The 23,074-nt window shown below is 60.5% G+C and carries 22 protein-coding genes and 5 pseudogenes; 11 read left to right on the top strand and 16 right to left on the bottom strand.

Features of this window, described 5'->3' with window-relative positions:
* Positions 1 to 145: 145 nt before the first annotated feature.
* From NKH33_RS26630 to NKH33_RS26620, 3 genes are read right to left on the bottom strand one after another with little or no spacing between them, the layout of a single operon-like run.
* On the bottom strand, positions 146 to 1,438 hold the full coding sequence (locus NKH33_RS26630) for a threonine synthase (protein WP_352542326.1): 1,293 nt from the start codon (positions 1,436 to 1,438) through the stop codon (positions 146 to 148).
* Positions 1,435 to 2,628 (bottom strand): M24 family metallopeptidase, encoded by a 1,194-nt coding sequence (locus tag NKH33_RS26625; protein ID WP_352503482.1) that lies wholly within the window; start codon positions 2,626 to 2,628, stop codon positions 1,435 to 1,437. The genes NKH33_RS26630 and NKH33_RS26625 overlap by 4 nt, the downstream gene beginning before the upstream one ends.
* Positions 2,618 to 3,409 carry an IclR family transcriptional regulator gene (locus NKH33_RS26620; protein ID WP_352542325.1) on the bottom strand — a complete coding sequence of 264 codons (792 nt, stop codon included), beginning with the start codon at positions 3,407 to 3,409 and terminating at the stop codon, positions 2,618 to 2,620. The genes NKH33_RS26625 and NKH33_RS26620 overlap by 11 nt, the downstream gene beginning before the upstream one ends.
* A gap of 128 nt (positions 3,410 to 3,537) precedes the next feature.
* Here NKH33_RS26620 and NKH33_RS26615 point away from each other — a divergent pair, with 128 nt between their 5' ends.
* Positions 3,538 to 3,816: a helix-turn-helix domain-containing protein gene (locus NKH33_RS26615; protein ID WP_352515859.1), complete on the top strand. Its 279-nt coding sequence runs from the start codon at positions 3,538 to 3,540 to the stop codon at positions 3,814 to 3,816.
* Positions 3,817 to 3,844: 28 nt separating this feature from the next.
* Here the strand turns inward: NKH33_RS26615 and NKH33_RS26610 are convergent, their stop codons facing one another.
* On the bottom strand, positions 3,845 to 4,060 hold the full coding sequence (locus NKH33_RS26610; protein WP_292654544.1) for a helix-turn-helix domain-containing protein: 216 nt from the start codon (positions 4,058 to 4,060) through the stop codon (positions 3,845 to 3,847).
* A 130-nt stretch (positions 4,061 to 4,190) separates the two neighbouring features.
* Here NKH33_RS26610 and NKH33_RS26605 point away from each other — a divergent pair, with 130 nt between their 5' ends.
* The 3 genes from NKH33_RS26605 to NKH33_RS26595 all read left to right on the top strand — a co-directional run bounded on the left by NKH33_RS26605 (position 4,191) and on the right by NKH33_RS26595 (position 5,992).
* Positions 4,191 to 4,940, top strand: a complete 750-nt coding sequence (locus NKH33_RS26605) for an autoinducer binding domain-containing protein (RefSeq protein WP_352542324.1) — start codon at positions 4,191 to 4,193, stop codon at positions 4,938 to 4,940.
* A gap of 73 nt (positions 4,941 to 5,013) precedes the next feature.
* On the top strand, positions 5,014 to 5,646 hold the full coding sequence (locus NKH33_RS26600; protein ID WP_352542323.1) for an acyl-homoserine-lactone synthase: 633 nt from the start codon (positions 5,014 to 5,016) through the stop codon (positions 5,644 to 5,646).
* A gap of 70 nt (positions 5,647 to 5,716) precedes the next feature.
* On the top strand, positions 5,717 to 5,992 hold the full coding sequence (locus tag NKH33_RS26595; RefSeq protein WP_352542322.1) for a hypothetical protein: 276 nt from the start codon (positions 5,717 to 5,719) through the stop codon (positions 5,990 to 5,992).
* A gap of 1,132 nt (positions 5,993 to 7,124) precedes the next feature.
* On the opposite strand, the pseudogene NKH33_RS26590 reads toward NKH33_RS26595, so the two are convergent.
* Positions 7,125 to 8,240 (bottom strand): annotated as a pseudogene (locus tag NKH33_RS26590) (IS110 family RNA-guided transposase).
* Positions 8,241 to 8,344: 104 nt separating this feature from the next.
* Here NKH33_RS26590 and NKH33_RS26585 point away from each other — a divergent pair.
* Positions 8,345 to 8,542: a hypothetical protein gene (locus NKH33_RS26585; protein ID WP_352542321.1), complete on the top strand. Its 198-nt coding sequence runs from the start codon at positions 8,345 to 8,347 to the stop codon at positions 8,540 to 8,542.
* A 377-nt stretch (positions 8,543 to 8,919) separates the two neighbouring features.
* On the opposite strand, the gene NKH33_RS26580 is transcribed toward NKH33_RS26585, so the two are convergent.
* A complete protein-coding gene (locus tag NKH33_RS26580; protein WP_023680685.1) occupies positions 8,920 to 9,096 on the bottom strand; it encodes a hypothetical protein in 177 nt (58 codons plus the stop codon).
* A 204-nt stretch (positions 9,097 to 9,300) separates the two neighbouring features.
* Here NKH33_RS26580 and NKH33_RS26575 point away from each other — a divergent pair, with 204 nt between their 5' ends.
* Complete coding sequence (locus NKH33_RS26575) at positions 9,301 to 9,648, top strand: hypothetical protein (protein WP_352542320.1); 348 nt, start codon at positions 9,301 to 9,303, stop codon at positions 9,646 to 9,648.
* A gap of 613 nt (positions 9,649 to 10,261) precedes the next feature.
* Here NKH33_RS26575 and NKH33_RS26570 read toward each other — a convergent pair.
* Positions 10,262 to 10,510, bottom strand: a complete 249-nt coding sequence (locus tag NKH33_RS26570) for a hypothetical protein (protein WP_352472966.1) — start codon at positions 10,508 to 10,510, stop codon at positions 10,262 to 10,264.
* Positions 10,511 to 10,538: 28 nt separating this feature from the next.
* Between NKH33_RS26570 and NKH33_RS26565 the strand changes: the two genes are divergently transcribed.
* Positions 10,539 to 13,964 (top strand): acyl-[ACP]--phospholipid O-acyltransferase, encoded by a 3,426-nt coding sequence (locus NKH33_RS26565; RefSeq protein ID WP_352542319.1) that lies wholly within the window; start codon positions 10,539 to 10,541, stop codon positions 13,962 to 13,964.
* Between the two features lie 222 nt (positions 13,965 to 14,186).
* On the opposite strand, the gene NKH33_RS26560 is transcribed toward NKH33_RS26565, so the two are convergent.
* A complete protein-coding gene (locus tag NKH33_RS26560; protein ID WP_352503494.1) occupies positions 14,187 to 14,675 on the bottom strand; it encodes a hypothetical protein in 489 nt (162 codons plus the stop codon).
* Positions 14,672 to 15,223 (bottom strand): cupin, encoded by a 552-nt coding sequence (locus NKH33_RS26555; RefSeq protein ID WP_352542318.1) that lies wholly within the window; start codon positions 15,221 to 15,223, stop codon positions 14,672 to 14,674. Before NKH33_RS26555 ends, NKH33_RS26560 begins: the two co-directional genes overlap by 4 nt.
* 336 nt (positions 15,224 to 15,559) lie before the next feature.
* Here NKH33_RS26555 and NKH33_RS26550 point away from each other — a divergent pair.
* From NKH33_RS26550 to NKH33_RS26535, 3 genes and pseudogenes are all read left to right on the top strand, one after another.
* A pseudogene (locus NKH33_RS26550) lies at positions 15,560 to 15,679 on the top strand (phosphatidate cytidylyltransferase); the annotation flags it as partial.
* Between the two features lie 195 nt (positions 15,680 to 15,874).
* The gene (locus NKH33_RS26540; protein WP_352770924.1) at positions 15,875 to 17,032 is read left to right on the top strand and encodes a putative hexosyltransferase; all 1,158 of its coding nucleotides are present in this window, start codon (positions 15,875 to 15,877) and stop codon (positions 17,030 to 17,032) included.
* Positions 17,033 to 17,111: 79 nt separating this feature from the next.
* Positions 17,112 to 17,651 carry a hypothetical protein gene (locus tag NKH33_RS26535; protein WP_352542316.1) on the top strand — a complete coding sequence of 180 codons (540 nt, stop codon included), beginning with the start codon at positions 17,112 to 17,114 and terminating at the stop codon, positions 17,649 to 17,651.
* Here NKH33_RS26535 and NKH33_RS26530 read toward each other — a convergent pair.
* From NKH33_RS26530 to NKH33_RS26515, 4 genes and pseudogenes are all read right to left on the bottom strand, one after another.
* The gene (locus tag NKH33_RS26530) at positions 17,648 to 18,103 is read right to left on the bottom strand and encodes a GtrA family protein (protein ID WP_352542315.1); all 456 of its coding nucleotides are present in this window, start codon (positions 18,101 to 18,103) and stop codon (positions 17,648 to 17,650) included. The two genes, NKH33_RS26535 and NKH33_RS26530, sit on opposite strands and share 4 nt — an antisense overlap.
* The gene (locus tag NKH33_RS26525; protein ID WP_352542314.1) at positions 18,081 to 18,773 is read right to left on the bottom strand and encodes a class I SAM-dependent methyltransferase; all 693 of its coding nucleotides are present in this window, start codon (positions 18,771 to 18,773) and stop codon (positions 18,081 to 18,083) included. The genes NKH33_RS26530 and NKH33_RS26525 overlap by 23 nt, the downstream gene beginning before the upstream one ends.
* The gene (locus NKH33_RS26520; protein ID WP_352542313.1) at positions 18,748 to 19,788 is read right to left on the bottom strand and encodes a glycosyltransferase family 2 protein; all 1,041 of its coding nucleotides are present in this window, start codon (positions 19,786 to 19,788) and stop codon (positions 18,748 to 18,750) included. The genes NKH33_RS26525 and NKH33_RS26520 overlap by 26 nt, the downstream gene beginning before the upstream one ends.
* A 232-nt stretch (positions 19,789 to 20,020) precedes the next feature.
* Positions 20,021 to 20,134 (bottom strand): annotated as a pseudogene (locus NKH33_RS26515) (elongation factor P); the annotation flags it as partial.
* On the opposite strand from NKH33_RS26515, the pseudogene NKH33_RS26510 reads away from it, so the two are divergent.
* A pseudogene (locus NKH33_RS26510) lies at positions 20,135 to 20,785 on the top strand (OB-fold nucleic acid binding domain-containing protein); the annotation flags it as partial.
* Positions 20,786 to 21,008: 223 nt separating this feature from the next.
* Here the strand turns inward: NKH33_RS26510 and NKH33_RS26505 are convergent.
* From NKH33_RS26505 to NKH33_RS26495, 3 genes and pseudogenes are all read right to left on the bottom strand, one after another.
* A pseudogene (locus NKH33_RS26505) lies at positions 21,009 to 21,280 on the bottom strand (type IV secretory system conjugative DNA transfer family protein); the annotation flags it as partial.
* On the bottom strand, positions 21,214 to 22,338 hold the full coding sequence (locus tag NKH33_RS26500) for an S-adenosylmethionine:tRNA ribosyltransferase-isomerase (protein ID WP_352542312.1): 1,125 nt from the start codon (positions 22,336 to 22,338) through the stop codon (positions 21,214 to 21,216). The pseudogene NKH33_RS26505 and the gene NKH33_RS26500, both read right to left, overlap by 67 nt.
* The gene (locus tag NKH33_RS26495; protein WP_352542311.1) at positions 22,335 to 23,057 is read right to left on the bottom strand and encodes an SDR family NAD(P)-dependent oxidoreductase; all 723 of its coding nucleotides are present in this window, start codon (positions 23,055 to 23,057) and stop codon (positions 22,335 to 22,337) included. The genes NKH33_RS26500 and NKH33_RS26495 overlap by 4 nt, the downstream gene beginning before the upstream one ends.
* Positions 23,058 to 23,074: the final 17 nt, after the last annotated feature.

The following is a 23,074-nucleotide window of genomic DNA, read 5'->3' as shown; positions in this document are numbered from 1 at the left end:
TTGAATAATCGAGGTTCCGCTCGCTGAGCGAGTTGAATTTGCCTCTCCTGGATAGCTTTTAGGAAGTCGCAATACCGTCCAATGGTGGACGAGATCATCAATCGATCAGAAATCGCATCCGTTCATGATCGCCTCTATCTTCTCTTCAAGACATCTTGGTCGCGCGTCGTTCAAGTGAGGGCGTGAAATAGTCACCGCCCTCGGCAACGTATTCCCACGCTTCGGCAACTGACTGAAACGATGGTTGTGCTTTGTTCGGACCGGTCGAACGATCCAAATCCTTGAGGCCGCTCGCTGTCACGATGGCAACGACGCTGTCCGACCGCGCGATGGTGCCTTCTCGCCTCAAGGATTCGATAGCTGCAAATGGCGTCACCGAGGCAAGCTCGGCAAAAACACCCTCGGTGGCCGCAAGCTGCTGCTGCATCGCTATCAAGCCGATATTGCCGACTGGCATTGCCGTGCCGCCAGATTCACGCAGGGCGTTGAGCGCCTGAAACGTGCTTCGTGTGGTGCCGATCGAGATGGCAAGCGTGTCGAAGCTTGCGGGGACTTCGGCAACCAGATCTCCCTTGCCGGCAAGGGCTCTGGCCAAAGATCCATGCACTTCCGCCGCCACGAGTCTCGGCAACCGCTCGATCTTGCCTTGGCTGAGAAGATCCTTGAATCCGGCCCACAGCCCGGCAAGCGCGTCCCCGTAGCAAACAGGCAAGGCGCACCAGTCCGGCACTGCACCGTGCATTTGTTCGACGATTTCGTAAGCCAGGGTCTTGTAGCCCTCGATCCCGACAGGATGACTGCCCACCACGGGGCTGTGAAACGGTGATGTTGCAAACCATCCGAGGCGCTCGGTACCAGCGGCAAGCAATGGCCAGCGATGGGACTTGTCGGCCAGGGATACGACGCTTGCGCCGTATTTGCGGATCTGCGCCAACATTGCGCCGGCGGTGCCTGAGAATGTGACAACGACGCATTTCAGGCCCGCCCGTGCAGCATAGGCGGCAAGTGAGGCCCCGGCGTTCCCCGACGAAGCAGTCGCCACCACGCGTGCGCCACTCAAACGTGCCATCGACACCGCCACCGTCGAGAAGCGGTCCTTGTGGGACCAGGTAGGGTTTGCGCCCTCGTCCTTGATAAGCAGCTTGGGGACGCCGAGCTGCTTTCCCAGCTTCTCGGCGCTCAGCAACGGCGTCAGGCCCTCGCCCAAGGAGATTGCATCGCTGAGTCCACAAGGAAGCATGTCGGCATAGCGCCAGAGCGAGGGCAGGGCGGCACCCACTGCGGAAGCGGCCGATGTAGCTCCGGACGGATCGTAGACGACCTTAAGATTGGCCGGTGCTTCGGCACAGCATTTCGGGCAGCCGCGTGAGTCGATTTTGGTATCGATCCGGAACAAGGCGCCGCATCGAATACAGGAAAACCCTGCCGCGCGGCTCATAACGGCACCCGCGTGATTGCATCGTGCGTCTGCGTCAGCCGCTCCACTCCGCGCTCGCGAACAACCACCATGTCCTCCACCTGGAGTCCCCAGCGGCCGATTTCGTAGTAGGGGGTCTCCACGCACAGCACCATTCCTTCTTCAAGGATGTCTGTACTGCGCGCCGAGAGCGTCGGCGCATCATAACCATCAAGGCCGATGCCATGTCCGACGTGATCGCGCTCGTAGCGGGCAATTCCTTCGCGCCTCACCACACGCACGACCGTCTCGAAGAGCTGTGCTGCTGCCATGCCCGGACGGATAATGTCGCAGGCATGCTGAACGCCGCGCAGCAGCGCCTGCTGAAGTCGATGCGCCTGCGGCGGCGGCTCGCCCAGCGTGGCGATGCGGGCAATGTCGGCGCGGTAGTGCCGGAACCGGCCACCGACGTCGAAGCGGATGATTTCTCCAGCGCGCAACCTGCGGTCAGACGGCTGGACGTTCATGAGCGCGCTGCGCTCGCCAAAGCCGATGCATCCCAGTACGGGCAGGGCGCCTTCCTCGACCGTCCTGACATGAAAAGCGCGCGCCAGATCTGCTTCGGTGGCGCCTTCCTGAGCAACGCCGAGTGCTGCTTGAATGGAGCGTTCGGCAATCTGGGCAACTTGGCCGAGCCGTTCGATTTCATCTGCCGTTTTTACGGCACGAACCTCGCGAAGCAATGCGGTGGCTGGTAGGAACGACGCATTGGGAAAATGGGCTCTGAGGGCTTCCTGGTATCCTGGTGCGAGCCCGGCCTCGTCTATGCCGATCCGCCCACGGCCGAGCTGAGCTTCTTCCAATGCGGCGACCAAAGCCGCGATGGCATTGCCATGCCTCGGCAGGTCTCGAAGCTGGAGGTGCCGTTCATTGGCGAGGTCCACGGTCGTCGAGGAACCGACATCGGCGTAAAAGTCGCCGTAGCGCCGGACCTTGCTTACCCACAGTTCCTGATCGGCTACGAGGTCGAGCGTGCTGGAGCTGGCGATGATTTCAGGCGTGCCCTTGTCAGGAGCCGGCCACACCACATAAGCCTGCGGGCCGCGACGGATCCATTGCGGCAGAGCCCAGAAGCCGCTCATGTAGGTCACGTTTTCCGGGGCAGTCGCTATAATTGCGTCAAGCCCGGCTGCCGTCATCCATTGTTTCAGGCGCGCTTCGTTAAGCAGCATGATGGGAATCCCGGGCCTGTTTTGCTTCCAGAAAGCCGAGGCCGGCGGAAATGCGCGCCGCAGCCGCCATTACTGCCTCTCCAATCTCAGCGATCTCCACATGCGGTCCCACTGACCGGGGGTAGGCCGCACTTATAGCCGCGATGATTGTGCCTGATGCATCGCGAAGCGGTGCGCCGACCGCAATCAGCCCGGTAAAGTTCTCGTCCAGGGATGTTGTGTAACCAATGGGCTCGGACGCTCTGATTTGAGCAACGAGCTTGTGCGGATCGGTGACTGTGCGTACGGCAACCTGCTCCAGTGGACCTCGTCCAAGAATCGCAATGACCGCCTCGCCGCTCAGCTCCATCAGGAGCGCCTTGCCCAATGCGGTGGAGTGCAAGGGGAAGGTCTCGCCAGGTGAAGAACGAATGACGACCGGACTCTTGCTTTGCACGGTCAGAAGATAAATTCCGCAGCTGCCCCGCCTGATACCGAGGAATGCGTTGAAGCACCCTTCGGAGGCCAGCGCCTGCAGTTCGATTTCAGCCAAACCAACCAGGCGATCTCTGCCCAGGACCTTCCGCGCCAGCGCCAGCACGGAGTGACCCAGCCGGTAACGTCGCGAGTCTGGCGACTGCTCGACATAGCCCTGCTCTGCCAGGGTGTTCAGAATTCGCTGCACGGCGGGAGCACTCTGCTCAAGCCGGCGGGCGAGTTCGCGCACCCCGACAGCTTCGTCCGCTTCCTTGAGGACATTGAGAACCGCAAGCCCACGTTCCAACGAAAGATTTCCTGTCACTGGCGTTCCTTATTTCGGAATGGCGTTCCTTAATATGATGAGAAAAGCAGCAATGGCCGCGCCTGTCAATGACGAATGTTCATTATAGTGTGTCGTCCTAAAGTGTGCCCATCGACGACCATGTCGTCATGGACCTACGGTTGGTTGTCGGCCTCAACGTACAGAGGATTCGGCGCGCACAGGCCCTCTCTCAAGAGGAACTGTCGTTCCGTTCAGGATTCACGCGCGCCTATCTGAGTGGTCTCGAGGCCGGCCGTCGCAATCCCACACTCCTGTCGCTCGCAAAGCTTGCCACCGCTTTGAGCGTCGACATTGAGGAGCTGACGAAACGGCCCGGCAAAAACGCCCGAGCCCCAGCTGGTGATTGTGCTGTGGCGCCGCGTGAGCGGCGCAAGGGAAAATCCTGATGCTCTCGGCGGCCTGCTGACCAGCGCATCACGGCGCGTTTCGACGGATGAGCTGCTCCACGTCAACTTGCAATGCCAACGCCAGTACCTCCAGCGTATCGACGGTCGGTGAGTTTTCCTCCCGCTCGAGCTTGCCGACATAGTTGCGGTCGAGGCCGGCAAGGTCCGCGAGCTGCTCCTGCGACAAGCCGGTGCCTTGGCGAAGCAACCTCAGATTGCGAGCAAAAACAGACCTCAGCCTCATGCAGCGAGGCAGTCAGAACGCGCCCTTTAGTGCCACCTACTATAGTAGGCAAAAGTCATGCCGGACGTTGCGGTCGGACCTAAGTTATTTATTTTGTTTTCTTTGTCTCAGTACATTGAAAGGGCCTACAATGGCGGCGGTTCACGGGGGCGTCTTACAGGAGCAGCTAATACAAATCTTTGAAGCAACCGCACAGATTGACCGTGCAACCAGCGCCCCCGAGATCATTCGGCAACTGCGCAAGAGCATCGAATGTCACGGCTACGCAGCCTGTCTCGTCACCGAATTGCCACGCCAGGACACCGGATCACTGGATGGACACATCCTTGTTAACGGTTGGCCGCAGGAATGGTACGACCGCTATATGGCTGCCGGACACTATCGCCATGACCCTTGTGTTGCTGTGTGCCGTGGTGCGATCGGGCCCTTCCTCTGGCGGGACGTCCATCATGGCTTGACGGACCGAAATGCCAGGAGGGTGATGGATGAAGCGAAAGAGTTTGGGCTTTGCGACGGGATCTGTATCCCGATCCAGCCCGCGTTTGGCGATCCGGCCTGTGTAACGGTTGCCGGAAATGAAATTGATTTGGCGCCGACGGTGCGCTGCACCATTCATGCCCTTGCGCGCCATGCCTATTCGGCTGCCGAACGCCTCGTTGATAACTCGCGCAGGCGGCCGAGACAGAAGCTTTCCCAACGAGAGCGTGAAATCCTGCAGTGGGTCGCGGGAGGAAAAACCGCATGGGAGGTTTCCCGAATACTTGGCATCTCGGAAAACACTGTGACGACCCACCTGCGCAACATCAAGCAGAAACTCAGCACCGCCAACGTTGTGCACGCGATCGTGGAGGCGTTTCGCAGGCACGAAATCGAACTTTGATCCATCCCCAGATCTGGGTATTTCCCGGGCAATCGTCGCGTGGTCGGATGGGGTTCCATCGCGAGGAACCGCAATGATTCAGGTCCATGTCGTTGACGCGTCAAACAGCTTTGCCTATCGAGGGGATCTCGACAGCTACTTCCGCCTGCGGCATGAAATCTATGTCGATGAACGTGGATGGCAGGACCTGAGACGCCCCGACGGTCGCGAGATCGACGCGTTCGATACTCCAGAAGCGATTCATCTGCTCGGCATCCAGCCAGGAAGAGGCGTCGTTGCCGGATCCCGTTTCGTGCCGAGCCTTCGGCCACATCTGATGAGCGAAACCTTTCCGCAACTCGCCGACGGCGGCGTTCCGCGCCGACCCAATATCTTTGAATGGACCAGGTTCTTCGTGGCGCGGGATCTTCGTGAGCCCGGCCGACCTTGCCAGGCAGCCGGCGTGATCTACTGCGGAATTTTGGAATTCTGTATCCAGCGACATATCAGCAATCTGACAATCGTGTGCGAGGAGTACTGGTTCGACCGCCTCGCATCGATTGGCTGGAATCCGAAGCAGCTTGGGCCTGCGCTCGCACATGGTGATATGACGATCATCGGTCTGATGGTTGATGTCAGCCCGTCAGCCTTGATCGCGACGCGACAATTCTACCGCATAACGGAGCCTGTGATTTGGGCCGAAACGCCATTCAAGCGGCTGGCCTGACCGCGGGCCGTCCGCTTTTGGGCGTCACGCCTCGAACGAACATGCTGCCTGGCACTCGCAGAGGGCGGCGATGTACTATCGCGTGCAAATCGGCTGTCTGCCTCGCGCCATAACAGCCATTCAAAGGCGGAGGTGTCCAAAGACGGGCGCTCCGGGGCAAGCGGTACCAGCCTTGGCATCGAAATCGAAGAAGAAGGTCTGGGAAAAGGACACACCGGATCTTGGAGCGTACGACTTCTCCTTCGATCCAATTTCTTTTTTTGGGCAGTTCACGCCCGAGAGCCTGGTGAAGGCGACGGACACAATTCTTGAGGGCCTGGCCAAATTTCCCGATGCGTCGCTGTGATCGTGCGGACTGGCTTGGGACCCACTGGCCGCATCCTCGCAGGCCTCCACGTGACCGCCAAGGGTCGCGGTGCGGCAGTGCTCGATCGCCATGATGGACAACACAGACATCAAGGCAGGTGAAGCCAAGATCGGCGAGCTGAAGCGCAACATGGACGCGATCAACGCAGCCCGACGAAAGGGCGGCTGTGTTGCCGGCACTCTGTAAGCCGCTCCAACGTTAAAATTGTCGGCTTGCTTCCCGCCCTCGCGACTGCGGAGTGGTCGTTCCATCGATTGACTCCCGTAATGCACAGGCAGTTAATCTCCCCGCAAGGGCAAAAGAGGGGCTATGAAACTGGGAGAAAACGATGACTGTCCAAAAAGAAGACTATCGAACCAACAGAGCCGACTTCGCCATAGCTGCCATGCATAGCCGAGCGACCCCTGAGGGCGATCGTGACGATTTGGTGGCGAGGAAAAAGTCCCTGTGGGTAACAGATCGGCGATCTGCAAAATTGGCTGCAAACCCGTCCGAAAGCTCGCCAGAACCCAAGGCAAAGGCGCGCGGTAAGTGAATCGTGCCAGTCAATTTCTTACCGCCGAGTACTTCGTTCACATTGTTCGATTACATTACATTTATCTAATGTACTAACCAGCCAGTCGGGCATTCCCGAAGGCTCGCTGGTCAGGCTCAGCGGCCCCCTAACCCAAGCTGCTGGGCCGCCTGCTAAGGAAGTGCGTGTATCGCTGATACGGTCGTCGGTGACCCCCCTCCGTACCGCGGGCCGGGATCGCAACCACGTCACCGACCGGACTGGGCGCTCAGGACGCCTGCCGGCGCTCGAAACTCTTATATGGGGATGGTCAACTACAAAGCGGCATCACGTCGACATTGTCATGTACCTCCGCGCAATCCGTAGATCCATTCGATGAGTCCGTTTGCGTGACGCGGTTCGCGAACGAACCCAGTCCACCTTATATTCGGTCAGGCGCATACACCTGTTCCATGATCCCGCTTGCGGCGGATTCGGACCCAAGAGACGAAACCATTCTTCAGCGGCGGCTGTTTGAGGCCATGAGTTTCGTCGGTTCGTCTACCGAGGATCTGCCAGGCCTGATCGGTCCTGGAGATTGTTAGAATCGATTGGCGTCTACGCTGATGGTTCCGTCAGGAAAGCTCCTTCTATAACGACTCCGGCGTTCACGTATTTCCACAGCGCAACAAGCAGTTTCCGAGCGAGGGCGATGATCGCCACTGGCTGAGTGCGGAATTGGGTTGATGGCGCACCCAGAGCCACGCAACCTGGACAAGCGTCGACCGGAGCCTAGGATTGCCGGACTTCGAGACTCCCTGCTCGCAATTAATCTGCCCACTTTGCCAGGGCGTTGGCACCAAACCAGCGTAGGCGGCAACCTGTCGTCGATTGTCAAACTTGCGCGACAATCCCTCAGACCACAGGACGGCCGCGAACTCCGGACCTATTCCCTTGAGGCTGAGCAGCAGGGCCGGTGTTGGCTCATCTGCCGCGACGAGCAAGGCGTCGCGTGCCTCTTCAACATCCTTGATCTGCTGGATCAGCAACTCGATGCGATCAAGCTCGCGGCTGATCTGCGCCATGAGCGCTGGCGGCAGTGGACGCCCATCTGCGGTAATGAGCGCGTCGAGGCATCTGCCTCGATCGCCTTTCAACGGTTCGTATCCGGACACACCTTGGCTGAACAAAAGGCCCTTTCTCCTGTTGACGTGCCTGATCCGCTCGTTCGTCAGCGCCTTCCGCTCCCGCACCAACCGGCGACGGTCTTCCTCCTCCGGCGTTGGCACTCGCAACATCGCGCAAACCCGAAGCTCGCCGCGGTTGTAGGCCAACAACGCTCGAACCAGTGCTTCCCGTCAATCCTGTCGGTCTTGGCCCGCGGGCGGCGACGCGATGTGGCAATGGATGCCGGGTCCACGACATAACTCTCGATGCCTTCGCGCTCGAGGACCCGATGTATCCAGAATCCATCCAGACCAGCTTCCTGGATTGATATGACCCGGAAACGCTGCCCTGTCCGCACTTCCGCCTTTCGTTGCAGCTCTGCGAAGTGATCGAGCAAACCCGGAATGTCGCCCCCGGCACGAGGTGTCTCGACATTCTCTCGCCCCCACCTGGCGAAAGCGAAGTCACGAGCCATTTTGAACGAGACAGTTCTAACGAGCCAAATATTGCGGCAAGATCGACGCGGATAGCGGTCGGGGGCTTCCCCAAAATGTGCGCGGCGAGCATGCGTTGAGGGCGAGACGAGTCTATGTGCCTTGACGGGATGCAGAATATATTCCTATTTTGCGGGATGCCGCACCGTCGCCGCCATGAACAGATTTCCGAGTATCATGCTTGCCAAGATCGAACGGCAGGCTTGGCTACTGACGAAGGAACTGTGGGTCGCGCAGTTGTCCCCAAGGCCGTTCTGTCCGCACTACGACGCCATCGACAATTTGCATCGGGGCCTAAAGCGGGCGCTCAACTTGCTGCATGACCGCCCGGCGGATTACGAAGAACCGCATTTCGCGCCCATGTCGCGAGGGTGAAGAACTAGCCTGTCAGTTTAGTGAAGTCGTGGCGCCGCGCGCGAACATGTGCCAGCAAATTCGTTTCGTTTACGACCCCTGATTGAAAGAGATTCAGCGTGGTCGAGGCCAGAATCTGACCGTCTATCGGGGTGCTGTACCATTTGGCGTCGGCGGTTACCTGGTCGACAACCCGCTGGCAGATCGCCCGATCTTTAGGTCTAAGGAACTGACTTTTCAGTGCTCGTAGCATCTCGACGCCTTGAAACCGAGAGTCACCTGTCTCCGCGCGATACCCATGCGTGGTCTGCGAGCATGGACCCTAAACGCATTCAGACAGAAAATTGCCATTCGTTTGAGTGGTACCGATGTCGCGTGGATAAGCGGCGGTCCGCGAGCTAATCCACCATGTCGCGCAGCGGCTTCTTGCGCTTTGGCGTCCTGTACTTCTCGACCAGCCTGACCTTGTCGATGTCGATCGTCACCAGCGGTCCCAGATCGACAGTCACCCTGCCGCCTTCCTCGTCTACGCGCGTGATCTCTCCGGTAAGCTCGATCTGCTGCCCCTTCTTCACCTTGGTATGATCGATGACCGAATGCGGAAAGCTATAGCTCGGAATCGAGACGTTTACGCAGTGCTGAGTGACCCGTTTGCGAAGGCGGCCGGGATCGCCACCTCGTCACGAATGGAAATTCCGCGCGCCGTTCCATGAGTCTGGTGCGCTCGGCGCCTTACTCAAGATATTGCTAATTATGGATGAGCCCGCTTCCTCCAATCGATGGATGAAGCCGATCGTGGGCCGGTGCTACTTGATGCATCGCGCGACTTACCCGACAAGAGCTGGCTCCAGGGGCAAAATATGAGCAAGACGACTCTCATTGCTATCGCAATCCTCGCGATCGGTGTCGGCTGTGCCGAAGCCAAGGACCGTAAGGTCGAAACCGCGACCGACCGTAAGGTCGAAACCGCGACCCTCGGCACGCACGCCAATTCGAAGAACCTGCCGGTTTGTACCGCGGCAAGCTCACTCTTCGAAGTCCTCGGTGATAAATGTTTTCTCGTCGCAGGTTCGATGATCTATGGCGACATCGCCGAACTCTCCCGGACAATCACTTTGAGTTGGTAGCCGAGGCAACAACCTCCCAGCGCATTCTCCGGTATGAAGCTGCGTCGCAGGGGCTGCCTTCGCCCAGATATCGACCCAGTCTTCGCGCGTCGTCAATACCGGGGCAATCCCCAGTCACCACGGGCCTCTCCAAAATTCTTATGCCGTCCGCACCTGCGGTCGAGCGTGTCGCGCCAACACAGCAGCGCCTCTGCATCGTTTGGGCAACCCAACCATAGCTTCCGGTCCGGAAACTCGCTTACGCGTCTCATCGTCCATTCGGCAGTGGAAAATTAGGCCGATTTGGCAGTGCTCAGAATCGCGTAGCTGTCCTGCGATCCGCTCGGAGAGGATGGCGAGTGGTTGCGGCAACTGCGCCTCAAGCTGGCTGGCGACCGCCGTCTGCAGCCCGCTGCTGCGGAGCAGCGCTGACGCTGCGTTCGTCCGGACCGTCGCAAGACCGCTTGATTGTATCCGGCCTGGAGACAGACAAACGCCGGCGCAACCTCACCCTGAAACCAAAAGACAATATCGATGACCTTCAACAGCTATGCTCCGAAGGGTTCAAGCGCCTGCAAACATTCACCGTGCCAATTTCGCCATCGCCGCTTCGATAATGACGGCGCCATCAATTTCATGGAGCAAGCTTTGCCGCCAAGGGGTTCTGCCCGATGGCGGCGATCAGGCTCGTGCATACCTCGATCACCATCACCAAGATCCTGCGAGACGCAGAAGAGGCGAGCCGCTTCATGAAGCGGCTAGAAGACCCCAAACCCAAAAGCCGCTGATCGATTTGAGCCGCAGTAACGAAGTGTAACCGGGTTCCCACTACAAGAAGCTCAAACCGCGCAAGACCGCTGATCGATACGGCCACGATCTTCAACGGTCTTGCCCTAACGGAAGCCGCCCCAATGGAAATCGCCACGAACGGCCAAACGACTAGCCATCTGATGACGTCACGGCGCTTTGCACCTCTCTTCTGGACGCAGTTCCTTTCCGCCTTCAACGACAATTTCCTCAAGAACACGCTGGTGTTCCTTATTCTGTTCACCCTGGCGGCGGACAAGGCTGCATCACTGGTCACGCTGGCGGGTGCCGTCTTCATGGCTCCTTTCCTGCTCCTGTCCGCCGTTGGTGGCGAGATCGCCGACCGGTTCGACAAGGCGCTCATCGCCCGTCGGCTGAAATTCACCGAGATCGCCGCTGCGGCTGTCGCTGTCGTTGGAATCACCCTGTCGTCGATCCCGGTGCTGATGATCGCGTTGCTCATGTTCGGCATCATCTCGGCACTGTTCGGACCGATCAAGTACGGCATCCTGCCGGATCACCTCGAGCGCAAGGAATTGCCCCGCGCCAATGCCTGGATCGAATCGGCAACCTTCGCCGCCATCCTCGGCGGCACTATCGCCGGAGGCGTCGTCTCGGCCGATGGCATTGGCGTCTCGGTGTTCGGGCCGATCATGATGATCCTTGCCGTGGCCTGTTGGTTTGTCAGCCGCTACATCCCGTCCACCGGTTCTGCGGCTCCCGACCTAGTCATCGACAAAAACATCTTTCGCTCGACCTGGCGACAGGTGAACGGTTTGCGTGCCGACAAGCGGATCTGGCGCGCCGGACTGATGACGTCGTGGTTCTGGCTGATCGGGGCCATTGTCCTTTCGATCCTGCCTACATTGGTCAAGGATTCGCTCGGTGGCGGAGAAATCGCTGTCACCGCCTATCTCGCGGTGTTCGCCGTGTCGATCGCCATTGGCTCTGCCATAGCCGCATGGATGTCGCAGGGCCGCATCGTGCTCTTGCCAGCCCCGGTTGGCACTGCGTTGATGGCACTGTTCGGCTTGGACCTGGCCTGGACCATCTGGAGCATGCAGCCTTCGATCGGGGCCGAAACGCTCGCAATATTCTTCGCCAGGCCAAACACGGTCCATGTTGCGATCGACCTTGCCGGCATGGCTATTGCCAGCGCCTTTCTTGTCGTACCAACCTTCGCCGCCGTACAAGCCTGGGCGCCCGAAGCCAGCCGCGCTCGCGTCGTCGCCGCGGTGAGCATCGTCAATGCAGGCTTTATGACGGTGGGCGGCATACTTGTCGCCGCGATTCAAGCAGTGGGCGTCTCCACTGGAGGTATCCTGTTCGGCCTCGCCGCACTCAACGTGGTCGCCGCCTGGCTGATGCTGAGATATCTGCCAACCAACGCCTTCCGCGACTTCGTTTCCATTCTGTTCCGAGCCTTCCATCGTCTGGAGGTGGAGGGGCTGGAAAACCTTAAGGCGGCCGGCCCGGCACCCATCCTGGCGCTCAACCATGTCAGTTTCCTCGACGGCCCATTGGCTTTGACGCTGACGGATGAGGAGCCGGTGTTTGCCATCGACTACACCATCGCCCAAGCCTGGTGGATGAAGCCGTTCATGAAACTTGCGCGCGCCCTGCCGCTCAATCCGGCCAAGCCGATGTCGACCCGCACGCTTATCAAGGCCGTGCAAGGCGGCGATCCGCTTGTCATCTTCCCCGAAGGCCGGATCACCGTGACCGGCGGCCTAATGAAGGTCTATGACGGTGGCGCCATGGTGGCCGACAAGACCGGCTCGATGATCGTGCCAGTGCGCATCGACGGCCTGGAGAAGAGCTATTTTTCGCGGCTGAGTTCGCTGCATGTGCGCCGCCAGCTGTTCCCAAAGGTCAGGGTGACGATACTAGAACCGGCCAAACTTGAAGTACCGCCGGACCTCAAGGGCCGGAAGCGCCGCGCAGCGGCGGGTGCTGCCCTCTACCAGGTCATGTCGGATCTCGTCTTCCGCACCCAGGACATCGACAAGACTGTGCTGGAGAAGATCATCCAGACGGCGAGCGAACGCGGCATGAAGCAACTGGCCGTGCAGGACCCCGTCACCGGTTCGCTGAGCTACGGCAAGCTGCTGACAGCCGCCGCCGTGCTTGGAGAGAAATTCAAGAACCTCTATGCCGGCCAGCAGACGCTCGGCATCATGCTGCCCAATGCCAACGGCGCCTGTGCGACGCTGCTCGGTGTCATGTCCGCCGGCAAGGTTCCGGCGATGATGAACTTCACTGCCGGTGCGGCCAACATCCTCTCCGCTTGCAAGGCCGCCGAGGTGCGCACCGTGCTGACTTCACGCGCCTTTGTCGAACAAGCGAAACTTGGCGCCGTGGTCGAGGAACTCGGCCGCTCGGTCGATATTGTGTGGCTTGATGATCTGAGGGCCACCATTGGCCTCAAGGACAAGCTGCTCGGCCTATTGCGCAAAAATGCACCCCGGGTCGCCCGCAAGCCCGGCCAACCGGCGGTGATCCTGTTCACCTCAGGTTCTGAAGGCACGCCTAAGGGCGTGGTGCTCACCCATCGCAACATCCTGGCTAATGCCGCCCAGGCCGCCTCGCGTATCGACTTCCATTCGGGCGACAAGGTCTTCAACGTGCTGCCGATCTTCCACTCGTTCGGCATGACAGCAGGTACGGTGCTGCCGCTGATATCGGGCGTGCCGGTCTATTTCTATCCCTCCCCGCTGCACTATCGCATGGTGCCGGAGTTGGTCTACGCATCGAACGCGACGATCATCTTCGGCACCGATACGTTCCTCAGCGGCTATGCGCGTACGGCACACCCTTACGACTTCCGCTCAGTGCGCTATTGCTTTGCCGGCGCGGAACCGGTCAAGGCTTCTACGCGCGCGACCTATATGGAAAAGTTCGGCCTGCGCATCCTCGAAGGCTATGGCGTGACCGAAACCGCGCCCGTGATCTCCATCAACACGCCGATGTACAACCGCTCCGGCAGTGTCGGCAAAATCATGCCGGGTATGGAGTACCGCCTGGACCCGGTGCCTGGCGTCGAGGATGGCGGACGGCTTTTCGTGCGCGGGCCCAATGTCATGGCGGGCTATCTGCGCACCGAGAAGCCGGGCGTGCTCGAGCCGCTCGAAGACGGCTGGCATGACACCGGTGACGTGGTCGCCGTCGACGACGTCGGCTTCATCACCATTCGAGGCCGCGCGAAGCGCTTTGCCAAGATCGGTGGCGAGATGGTTTCGCTGGCCGCCGTCGAGGCACTGGCGGGCGAATTGTGGAAAGGCTCGCTCTCGGCAGTCGCCGCCGTGCCAGATGCGCGCAAGGGCGAAAAGCTGGTCCTCATTACCGAGGCGGTCAACGCCACGCGTGCCGAATTCCTGGCCTTCGCCAGGGCCAACGGCGCCATGGACCTGATGGTGCCGGCCGAAGTGCGCGTCGTTGCGAAAGTGCCTGTCCTCGGCTCAGGCAAGCTCGATTTCTCCGCTGTGACCAAAATGGTGAGCGGCGAAGACATGAAAACCCAAGCGGCTTGAACGACTCGCTTTTACGGGTAACTTTTTTTGTGTATCTCGGTTGAGAACACGGGACCGCCGCGAAAGTTCGATGCACGCAGCGCCATGCGAACGAGCTGCAGCTGGCGAAAACGATGGTGCAGGGTCGATGCGCTCATTTGCACATGTGCCGCGAGCTCGTCGATGCTGAACTGTCGAGGCGGCGGTCATAGAACTGGCAAGCGAGGACCATTGGCTTGTCCGCTATCGTTGCGCCTTCAGCAGACGCTCGAGCGTTGAAAAGTCACTCATGTCGCGGTAGGGCGTCAGGTCAAGATCCTTGGGGATCTTCTTGAGCTTCTCTTCGGAGATCGGTTTTTCGTTCTTTTTGTTGAAGGCCTGGTAAGCGGACCAGCCAACACCCGCCGCCTTCACTGCATCGCGTTCGGCTCGAAGAGCGATTTGATGCGCGTGCAGATAATGAAGCCCGAGTTCGTCTAGGAGCGCCTTTTCAACGATTTCGTGCGTTAGCAGAAATGGGGCAAGCCGGACCTTGGCCGATTTCCAATCCATAGTGCGAGGCATATGGCGATCGATATAAATCGTCCTGCCATCTTTGCTGTATCCAGCAATGTAGGGGATATCGAAATCATGAACGATCTTCACCCGACGATGCAGCGCCCGCACAGCGTCACTCAGTACATCATCGTCCAAGTCTTCGGAAACGTGGCGGACTTCATCTTCAAGCTTCATTTTTTCCACACTGACACCAGCGGAATCGTTCGTAATGCCCGCTCATGTTCCTGGGCTGTCGTGCATTCGTCATAAGCCTCGGATGCGGGATAAGCGCCGACCACCAGGAAACCAACAGACGCGGAGAAACATTGGTGACCGGTACCGGCCGGAAGAACTGCCAGATCGCCGGCCTTCCAGGATAATGTACGGCCCCTGTTGCCCCCGAACCGAACCTTGCCGGTTCCGCCCACAACGCCAAACACTTTATTTTTGCGGGAATGGTAGTGGACGTAGTGGTAGATGCCGTTCCGCCAGCCGCTACTCCAGCCATTGGCCTCGAAAAGCTCTTCCAGCACCGCTGCGGAATCAAATTGTTCCACCGACCTTACGGCGCCGCGATAGACGACAAACGGCCAGAAGGGTTGGTTCGGGACGAGGCCGTCATCCTTGAACCGAAATTCGAGTGGCTTCTTCATCTTCACGAATTCGGCGAGTTCTTGCTTTCTCGGTCGCGCGATACCCGTCGCCTGCTCGGTAGCTTTCTTCGGGCTCTCGAGAATGCCCACGGCGAATCCTTGCGCTGGATGAGACAGCGGCGAAAGCCTCCGCTCTGGTCTCAACAAATCTCAACCAGCGACACCGCACTTTGTTCCTTTTGTCGAATGGCCGCTATTAAACTGCGGCCCGCGAGGAGAACTGAAACTCAGAGAAGCGCCCGCATGTCGGCCGCTCAGTTGGTGCCTGCCGGAGTTGAACGAGAATTGTCTTGGCGGTACTGCGCCAGAAGGCATTCGCGTCCTCCAGGTTTTTGGATTCCAGGACCCGGGCGATACCTTCGACCTAATTTCCGCCGCCGATTCAGCGGAAACGCGCTTATGTTGAATGATCGATCACCTCACCCGGATCGCCCAAGCTTCGAAGGCCGCAACCTGTTGCTGATCGCTTTCCTGATTATCACCGTGCAAGGCAGCGACGTGCTGCAATTTATCTTCGGCAAGCTGTTCGGCCGGCATCTCCTGGCGCGGTGGCGGAAGCGAAACTCACCGCCGTGCCGTACTTTACCTGGGACAATCGCGACCCCGGCGAGATGCTGGTCTGGCTCAGAAGCGCGGGGTAGCTCTATGCCATCTGAGCCGCGTTGCATGCCTTGAATTCGCCTGGGCGCGCGTCATCTAGCTTTGAGTGGCGCCAGTCACTTGAACGGGTGGAGGCAGATTGTGGCGCTCGAAGCTGTCGCGCGTCCGAACGCCGGTGGCCGCTTTATTGCGGTCGTGGTGGTGCCGCTGCTATTCGTCGTCGGTGGACTGGCCATTCGCTATGCGGCATTTGCCTCGATCTCGGCGGAACCAGGCTTCGCAGCCTATGCCCAGGCGCTCTGCCGGTGGGATTGCGCGTGGTATGTCGACATTTCCGAACACGGTTATGAGCGCTTTCCCATTCCAAACCAGAGCAATGTCGGACGCTGGGGCTTCTTTCCACTCTATCCGATGCTGGTGGCGGCAATCCGGTCTGTTTTCCCTTTGCCGACGATACTGCTCGCGTCGATCACATCGGTTGCGTGCAGCTACGCGGCCTGTCTGGTGGCGTGGCCGCTGCTCGAGAAGAACATGCGCGCTTATGTGCTATATTGCGCCTTTCTGCTCAGCGGCCCGTTCTCCTTTCACTTCACGACTTTCCTGACCGAACCTCTTTTCGTGCTCCTGACGTCGTGCGTTTTTCTGGCACTCAAACGCTCTAGCTATCTGACCGCGGGGCTGTCATCGGCTCTGCTGTCGGCAACCAGGCTCGTCGGAGTGCTTGTTGTATTTGCGACCGTCATTCAGATGTTCAGGGATTACCGCGCAAAGGGCGGATCGGCGCTTTCGTTCCCACGTTGGGTGCTTGGCCGACCGGATCTGCTCGTTGCAATTCTCATCTCGCCTGCCGGCTTGTTCGCCTACATCCTGTTCCTCTATCTGACGGTCGGGGACGGCTTTGCCTTCCTGCACGTCCAGCGTGCGTTTGGACGTGTGGCGGGCAATCCGCTCGCCTTCATATGGGATGGACTCTCGGCCGTTCCGACGACTGGGTGGCTGCCTACGGCGCCGCAATGGAGCGCGCTCGCCGCACTCATAGGACTGGCACTATCGGCGGTTCTGGCGGTTCGCAGGCAATATGGCGCCGCGTTGTTCTGCGCCTGCTGCATCATCCTGCCGCTGATCACGAACCTGGCCTCGATGGTCAGATACGTCATTGGGCTTGCGCCTCTGACAATGTTGCTGACCACGTTGTTGTCGGCGTCGAAGCTGACTTTTCTTGCGGCTCTGGGTCTCTTCCTGGGCGCCTGCTATTTCATGACCGTCGCATGGATCGGGGGTTATCTTGCCCTGGTCTGACATTTCGGGCCGGTATCGGCGCGCGGCCAGATTTGGTGGCTACGCGCTGGCGGCGGTTCTGGCCGGGACAGAAATCATCATGCTTGCGCTTGCTCTCAATCCAGACGTCAATGCCGACTATCGCGCCTATTACATCGACCGGACGACGACCTGCCTCAATCGCGATGCGGTCGGCAGCTACACACTTGGCGAGACGGTGTCGTTCCGGTCCGACGGAGCCAAAAAGGCAACCGGCATGATGGTCTGTGGCTGGTCGGGGCCGGTAGCCGACGGCACCCATTCGCTGGGCGAGACCTCGCGGCTTCGCCTGGACATACCGCCGCTTCGCGACGGTCTGACTGCCACGCTGCAAATGGCCGCCGTCATTCGTCCGCCCCAGATCACGCAAAGGGTTGTGATCTCGGTGAACGGCGTTCGGGTACATGCGGTGACGCTGACCGGCAAAGAGCCACGCACGGTATCGTTCGTCATTCCACCGGCGGCCCTCGCCAAGGCCAAGACACTCGACATCGCCTTCGACTACCTCGACGGCATTCCGCAAACTCCTGCCGCCAGCAACATCTATAAGCGCTCCATCAAATTGTTGTCGCTCCGGCTCGATCCCACTGATGCGGATTAGGGCGGGCGATCGCGCTGCCGGCCGCGTCTTCGCTGCGCAAAAACCCATCGGTCGAGCATGAGGAGATTGACCGCTGGAACAAGCAAGCATGTCACCAGGATGGCAATGATCGGCGGCAGACTGAGTTTCGCAGTCAAAAGCGCCGGCGCCGCGTAAGCCACCGCGAAGCCGGTTGCCGTCAGCAAGAGAAAACGCGGAGCCTCCGATCGATGCGATCCGCTCGACGCGAAGGTCACGAACTTATGCGCGAGATAAGAAAACAGGGCGGCAGCGGTATAAGCTGCGAGCGAGGCACCGACCGGCGAGAGGCCGAACCGTTGCCATTCGACCAAAGCGGTGGCCATCACTGCATATAGGATCGTTGCAGCGATGCCGACCGACCCGAAACGCACCAGCAGTTTCAGGCCGGCGTCGCTGGTCGAGGGGCCCTCAGACTTGCGCACTGCAGGCATACTGCGCTCCAAGCGGCAGCGACGCGAGCGCGCGCTCGACTCTTCTGGCGAAAGGCCTTGCCGACGGCAGCAGCAGGAAATGCTCGGATCGGATGTCCCGGAACCCGGTCTCCCGAAAGAGGGACGCTGCGTTGGCAGCGTTGAGGAGGACCGCGTCGTGGTCGAACGGACACCGGAACACCGCAAGACGCGTCAGCGGATTATAGGGATTGTGCTCGATGATGCAGGCGACGCCACCTGGCCGCACGACACGCCGCAATTCCAGCAAGAAATCGGACCAGGAGGAGGGCGGAACGTGATGGACGACGCAACTGGCGAAAGCCAGATCGAACGCGCCATCCTCGTAGGGCAGACTCGGCGACGTGCAGGCCCTATAGGTCACACTTGGATTGTCCTGGCCGGCGCGCAAAATTGATTGCTCCGACACGTCGCAGCCATCGAGGCTGTCGAAAGCGCCGTCGAGGTAGGGGTGGAGCGAGCCGACGCCGCAGCCGATATCCAGCGCCCTTACAGCCGCCCCACCCCGCCGAAGCTTTCGCTCGACCACCAGACGCCGCAGCAGGTCCGCCTTGGCGACAAGGAAGAAGTCGTGCCCGAGTCCGGAAAATCGGATGGACCCTTCGACCGCCTCGCCATAGTTGGAATTATAGCTGTCGAAGAGTTCGGCCATTGGCGGGGACTCCACTCCTGGGCTTGTGAAACGATAGGCGGCGCTTACCAGAGACGGTACGCATCGCCTCGTCGAAGCCGGTGAGCCGATTAATCACATAAAGCGGGCGGCGTTTCACCTCGGCGTGGATGCTGCCAACGTAGAGCCCGACCACACCGGTCATGAAAAGATTGATGCCGCACAGGAGCGACACGATCACCACCGTGGATGTCCACCCGGCAATGATGCCGGTTTCAAAAAACGAGGCAAAGATGGCATAGGCGCCAAAGACCACCGCAAGCGCGGAAATGGCCAATCCGCCCCAGAGCGCCAGGCGTAAGGGCTTCTCGGAGAAACTGACGATGCCGTGAACCGCAAGGTGCACCATCTTCCAGAATGGGTATTTGGTCTGGCCCAGGGTTCGCGCGTGGCGCTCAAATGGCACGGTCGTTTGCTTGAAGCCCATCCAGCCGAACATGCCCCTGACGAAGCGGTCATGTTCGGGCATGCGCTTGAAGGTTTCCAGCGGCTTGCGGCCGACCAGGCGGAAGTCGCCGACGTCGCGCGGAATATCGACCGACGTCATTTTCTCCAGCAGGCGATAGAAAAGACTTGCCGTAAAGCGCTTGAACCAGGATTCGCCCTCGCGCTTGACCCGGCGGGCATAGACGATCTCGAAGCCTTCCTTCCACTTGGCCACCAGATCGAGAACGACTTCCGGCGGATCCTGCAGGTCGGCATCCATGACGATGACGGCATCGCCCGCAGCGGCGTCCATACCGGCGGTAATCGCCACTTGGTGGCCGAAATTGCGGGAAAATTCGATCAGCCGAAAGCGCGGCTCGGCGGCAACCACTTTTTGGAGGTATTCGACGCTTCCATCAAGGCTTCCGTCATCGACGAAGATGGCCTCGGCCTCGCCGTCCAGCCGGTCGATAAGCGAACTGATCCGCTCGATCAGCCGAGGCAGCACCTGTTCTTCATTGTATATGGGCAGGACGAGCGAGTAGCGAGGCGGTGATCTGTTCACCGTCATTCCAGGGCCGTGGACCACAGAGTCTCGCATGCGGTTGAAAATGTAACGAAAGCTACAAAGTTCCAAAGGTGTGCAAGAAAGTGCTAATTTAGCTAGTTCTTGATTGAATGCCGGTTCTCAGTGAGAGATGAGCGTCCGCACCGAGGCGCGAACTCGATAGGTCGCCAGCGAGGTTCGTCTGGCGATACGCCAGCACAAAGCTGTTTGACCGCCCTGAAGATCGCTGCACGCCCTCCTTCGCGCGCTCCACGTAGGCGCCATCCGCAGTCATCACCACGACGCGGGTGCCGGTGCTGATGTATAGCGGTACCAGGGTGCGCACGCCGTTGGACAGCGTTGCCGGTTTCGCGACGAACCTCTGCCGCTGTTTGCGGCCGCTGCTTGCCGTGAGAAGAAGACTTTGCCTGAGATCCACCAGCCTGTTGTTGCGTTCAGGCCCATGACGGCCGGCCGCGACGTTGTCGAGGATTATGGCCATGTTGGGCTGACCTTGCGCAGCCATCCGGCGTCGTTTCTGCGTGCCGATCTTCGCCGGCGCAGCATCGTGACCTGTCAGGAGACCATGCAGGCGCGAGACAGAAGCTGGCTCGAGGCTGCCGGCCTGGTTCTGGTCCGGCAACGGCCAGGCTCGGCCAAAGGCCTCATGTTCCTCACCGTGGAGGATGAGACGGGCGCCGCCAACGTCGTCGTCTGGGTCAAGGTATTCGAGAAATTCCGTCGCGTGCTTCTTTCGTCGGCCATGCTCGGCGTGCGCGGCCGCATCCAGCGGGAAGGGGAGGTGGTGCATCTCGTCTCCCATCAGTTGACCGACCTGTCGCCCGAGCTGGCCAGCCTGGGAAACCGCGAGACGCCGTTTCCCGTGCCGCATGGCCGCGGTGACGAAGCCCATCACGGCGCGCCGAGTGTCGATCCGCGGAGCCTGTCGAAGGGCCGAAACATCGTCGATCCATACGAGCACATCGACGGCATCAAGGTGAAGACGCGGAATTTCCGATAGAAGCTGCAGCGGATATACCGTCATCATGTGGTAGTCTGGCCCGCATGACGGCGCTTTATCTCAATTGGCGCGGAAGACGGTGGATCCCTCAGCCGAATAAAACGCATCCGCCGAAATGGATCGAGCCTCAGCTGACGCGCCTGGTCGACGAAGCGCCCGACGGCGCCGATTGGCTTCACGAGATCACACGATGCTCGCCGGCCTGGCCCGAAGCGGCAGCCGGGCTCCAGTCGTCCGTGCCCGGCTGTGCCGGCCTGGCAAGCACCGGCGGCGCCATGAGCCGGTCCTTGAAACGGCGATCCTCGTAGCGCGCCTTCTTCGCGCGGATCGGCGGCGTGCCCGCCACCATGACGATCTCGTCGGCGGGCGGGAGCTGCATGATCTCGCCCGGGTTAGCAGCGGTCTGGCGGTCTCGGAGCGCGACACCATCAGATGGCCAAGCCAGGGCGAGAGCCGATGGCCCGCATAGTTGCGCATGGCGCGCATCTCGGGAGCACCTCGGCACGGTTCCGTTCGCGCGATAGAAGCAGCGGTTGGCGATTGAGCAGCATGGAATCGCCGAATTCATGCGCGCGGTATCGATACGCGATGAAGGCTGCGGAGGCCTTGGCGAGCAGAGCATCGTCGGCAAAGGCGCGCAAGAGCTCGAAATGGCTTTCGCCGGGCTGGTGGACGCCCGTGAGAACCGCATCGACCACGCGAAGCCGCGTGCCCCGCGCGATGCGCCCTGTTGCAATGCCATTTCCGGCACGCACATTGCCGCCGGGATTGGCAGCTGCCTCAAGTGCGCGCACTACGCTCGTGCCGATCGCAATGATGCGGCCGCCGCGCAGCTTCGCCCACGCGACCTGCGCCGCGGTGCGCCCAGGGATGCGGTATGGCTCGTCGAAGGGAAGGCGCGAGTCGAGCGCGGGATCGCCGGTAGAAGAGACGCCCGCAGCATGCGTGAGTGTTGCAAAGCCAATGTCGTGCCGACGCCAGGCTTGGAGCGTGCGCCAGTCGAGCGCGAAGCCTGCCGATGGCGCCTCGAACGCGACCGGCCCGGCGGCAATCTTCGTCCAAACATCCCACAGTGCCAACGGCTCGGGAACATGCGCGTATTGGATCGGCCGGCCGTGCTGCGCCAGTCCTGCAAGCAGCGCTGCGCGATTGCCTGGGAAGTGCAATTCGAGAAGGCGTGGATGGTCGAGAAGGCGCTCGACGACGGCGTCAAGCGAGCCGAGCCGGAGGCGATCGCCTGGTGACAGCGGAGGTGGAGGCAGCCGGTCTTCCGTGCGCGTGCGGTGATCGCCCGAGCCGAAGGCAATCGCCACGAAACGGGTTGGATCGGGAAGTGATAGCCAGCCCGCCAGGCGGATCTCGATCGCCTCACCGCTTGGGACATGCGTGCCGTGCAAGCTGGCAGGCAAGGTCGCGGCGTCATTGGCGACGACCAGATCGCCGGGGTTGAACAGCGTCGCGAGTCCAGCTCGCGGCAGGTCGCGCATCGTGCCGTCCGCCTCGACGACGAACAGCCTGGCGGAGCGCTGATCGGGACGATCGGCGGCGATCATGCATGTGCTCCGGCGAGACGCGTAGAGCGGACCGGCAACGCGTCGAGCATCTTTTCGATGATCTCGGCAGCTGCCTCCTCGGGGCGCTTCAAGGTCGCCGGATCAGCATCAGGGATCGCGAGCGCGTGCAGTGGGGTGTCCATATCGCCGGGGTCAAGTGCGAGGAGCCGGATGCCGTCTGCTTTCGCCTCCTCGTCCCAAATCGCCGTCAGATGGGCAAGAGCGGCCTTGCTCGCGCCGTATGCTCCCCAGCCGGGATAGGCGTTCACCGCGGCGTCGCTGGAAATGTTGATCGCCATCGCGCCACGGCCGCCGCGCGCGGACGCCGCAAGCGCACCGAAAAGAGCCTTCGTCAGCCGGAACGCGCCGACCAGGTTGACGGCGAGCGCTGTTTCCAGCTCCTCGCACTCAGTATCGGCGAGGAGCGCCAGAGGGACAGGGCCGAGGCTCGAGGCATTGTTGATCAGGACGTCGAGCCCGCCGAGGCTCGCGGTTACCTGTAGCGCGATCGAGTAGGTGTCCTCCTTCTTGCCGACGTCGCCGACAACGCCGTGCGCGCCCGTCTCGTCAGCGATGCGTGCGACGTTCGCGGCGGTGCGGGCGACGAAGGCGACGCACGCATCCTGTGCGGCAAGCTGCCGCACAAGCGCCAGTCCGAGACCGGACGTGCCGCCCGTAACCGCCACGCGAAGTCCCTGAAGTTCGATATTCGTCTGCATTGCCAGTGCTCCCTTAA

It is taken from the genome of Mesorhizobium sp. M1182 (assembly GCF_040318335.1).
Taxonomy (GTDB): Bacteria; Pseudomonadota; Alphaproteobacteria; order Rhizobiales; family Rhizobiaceae; genus Mesorhizobium.
Note: the sequence above shows the minus strand (reverse complement) of the source record. Positions and strands in the feature narration are given on the sequence as shown.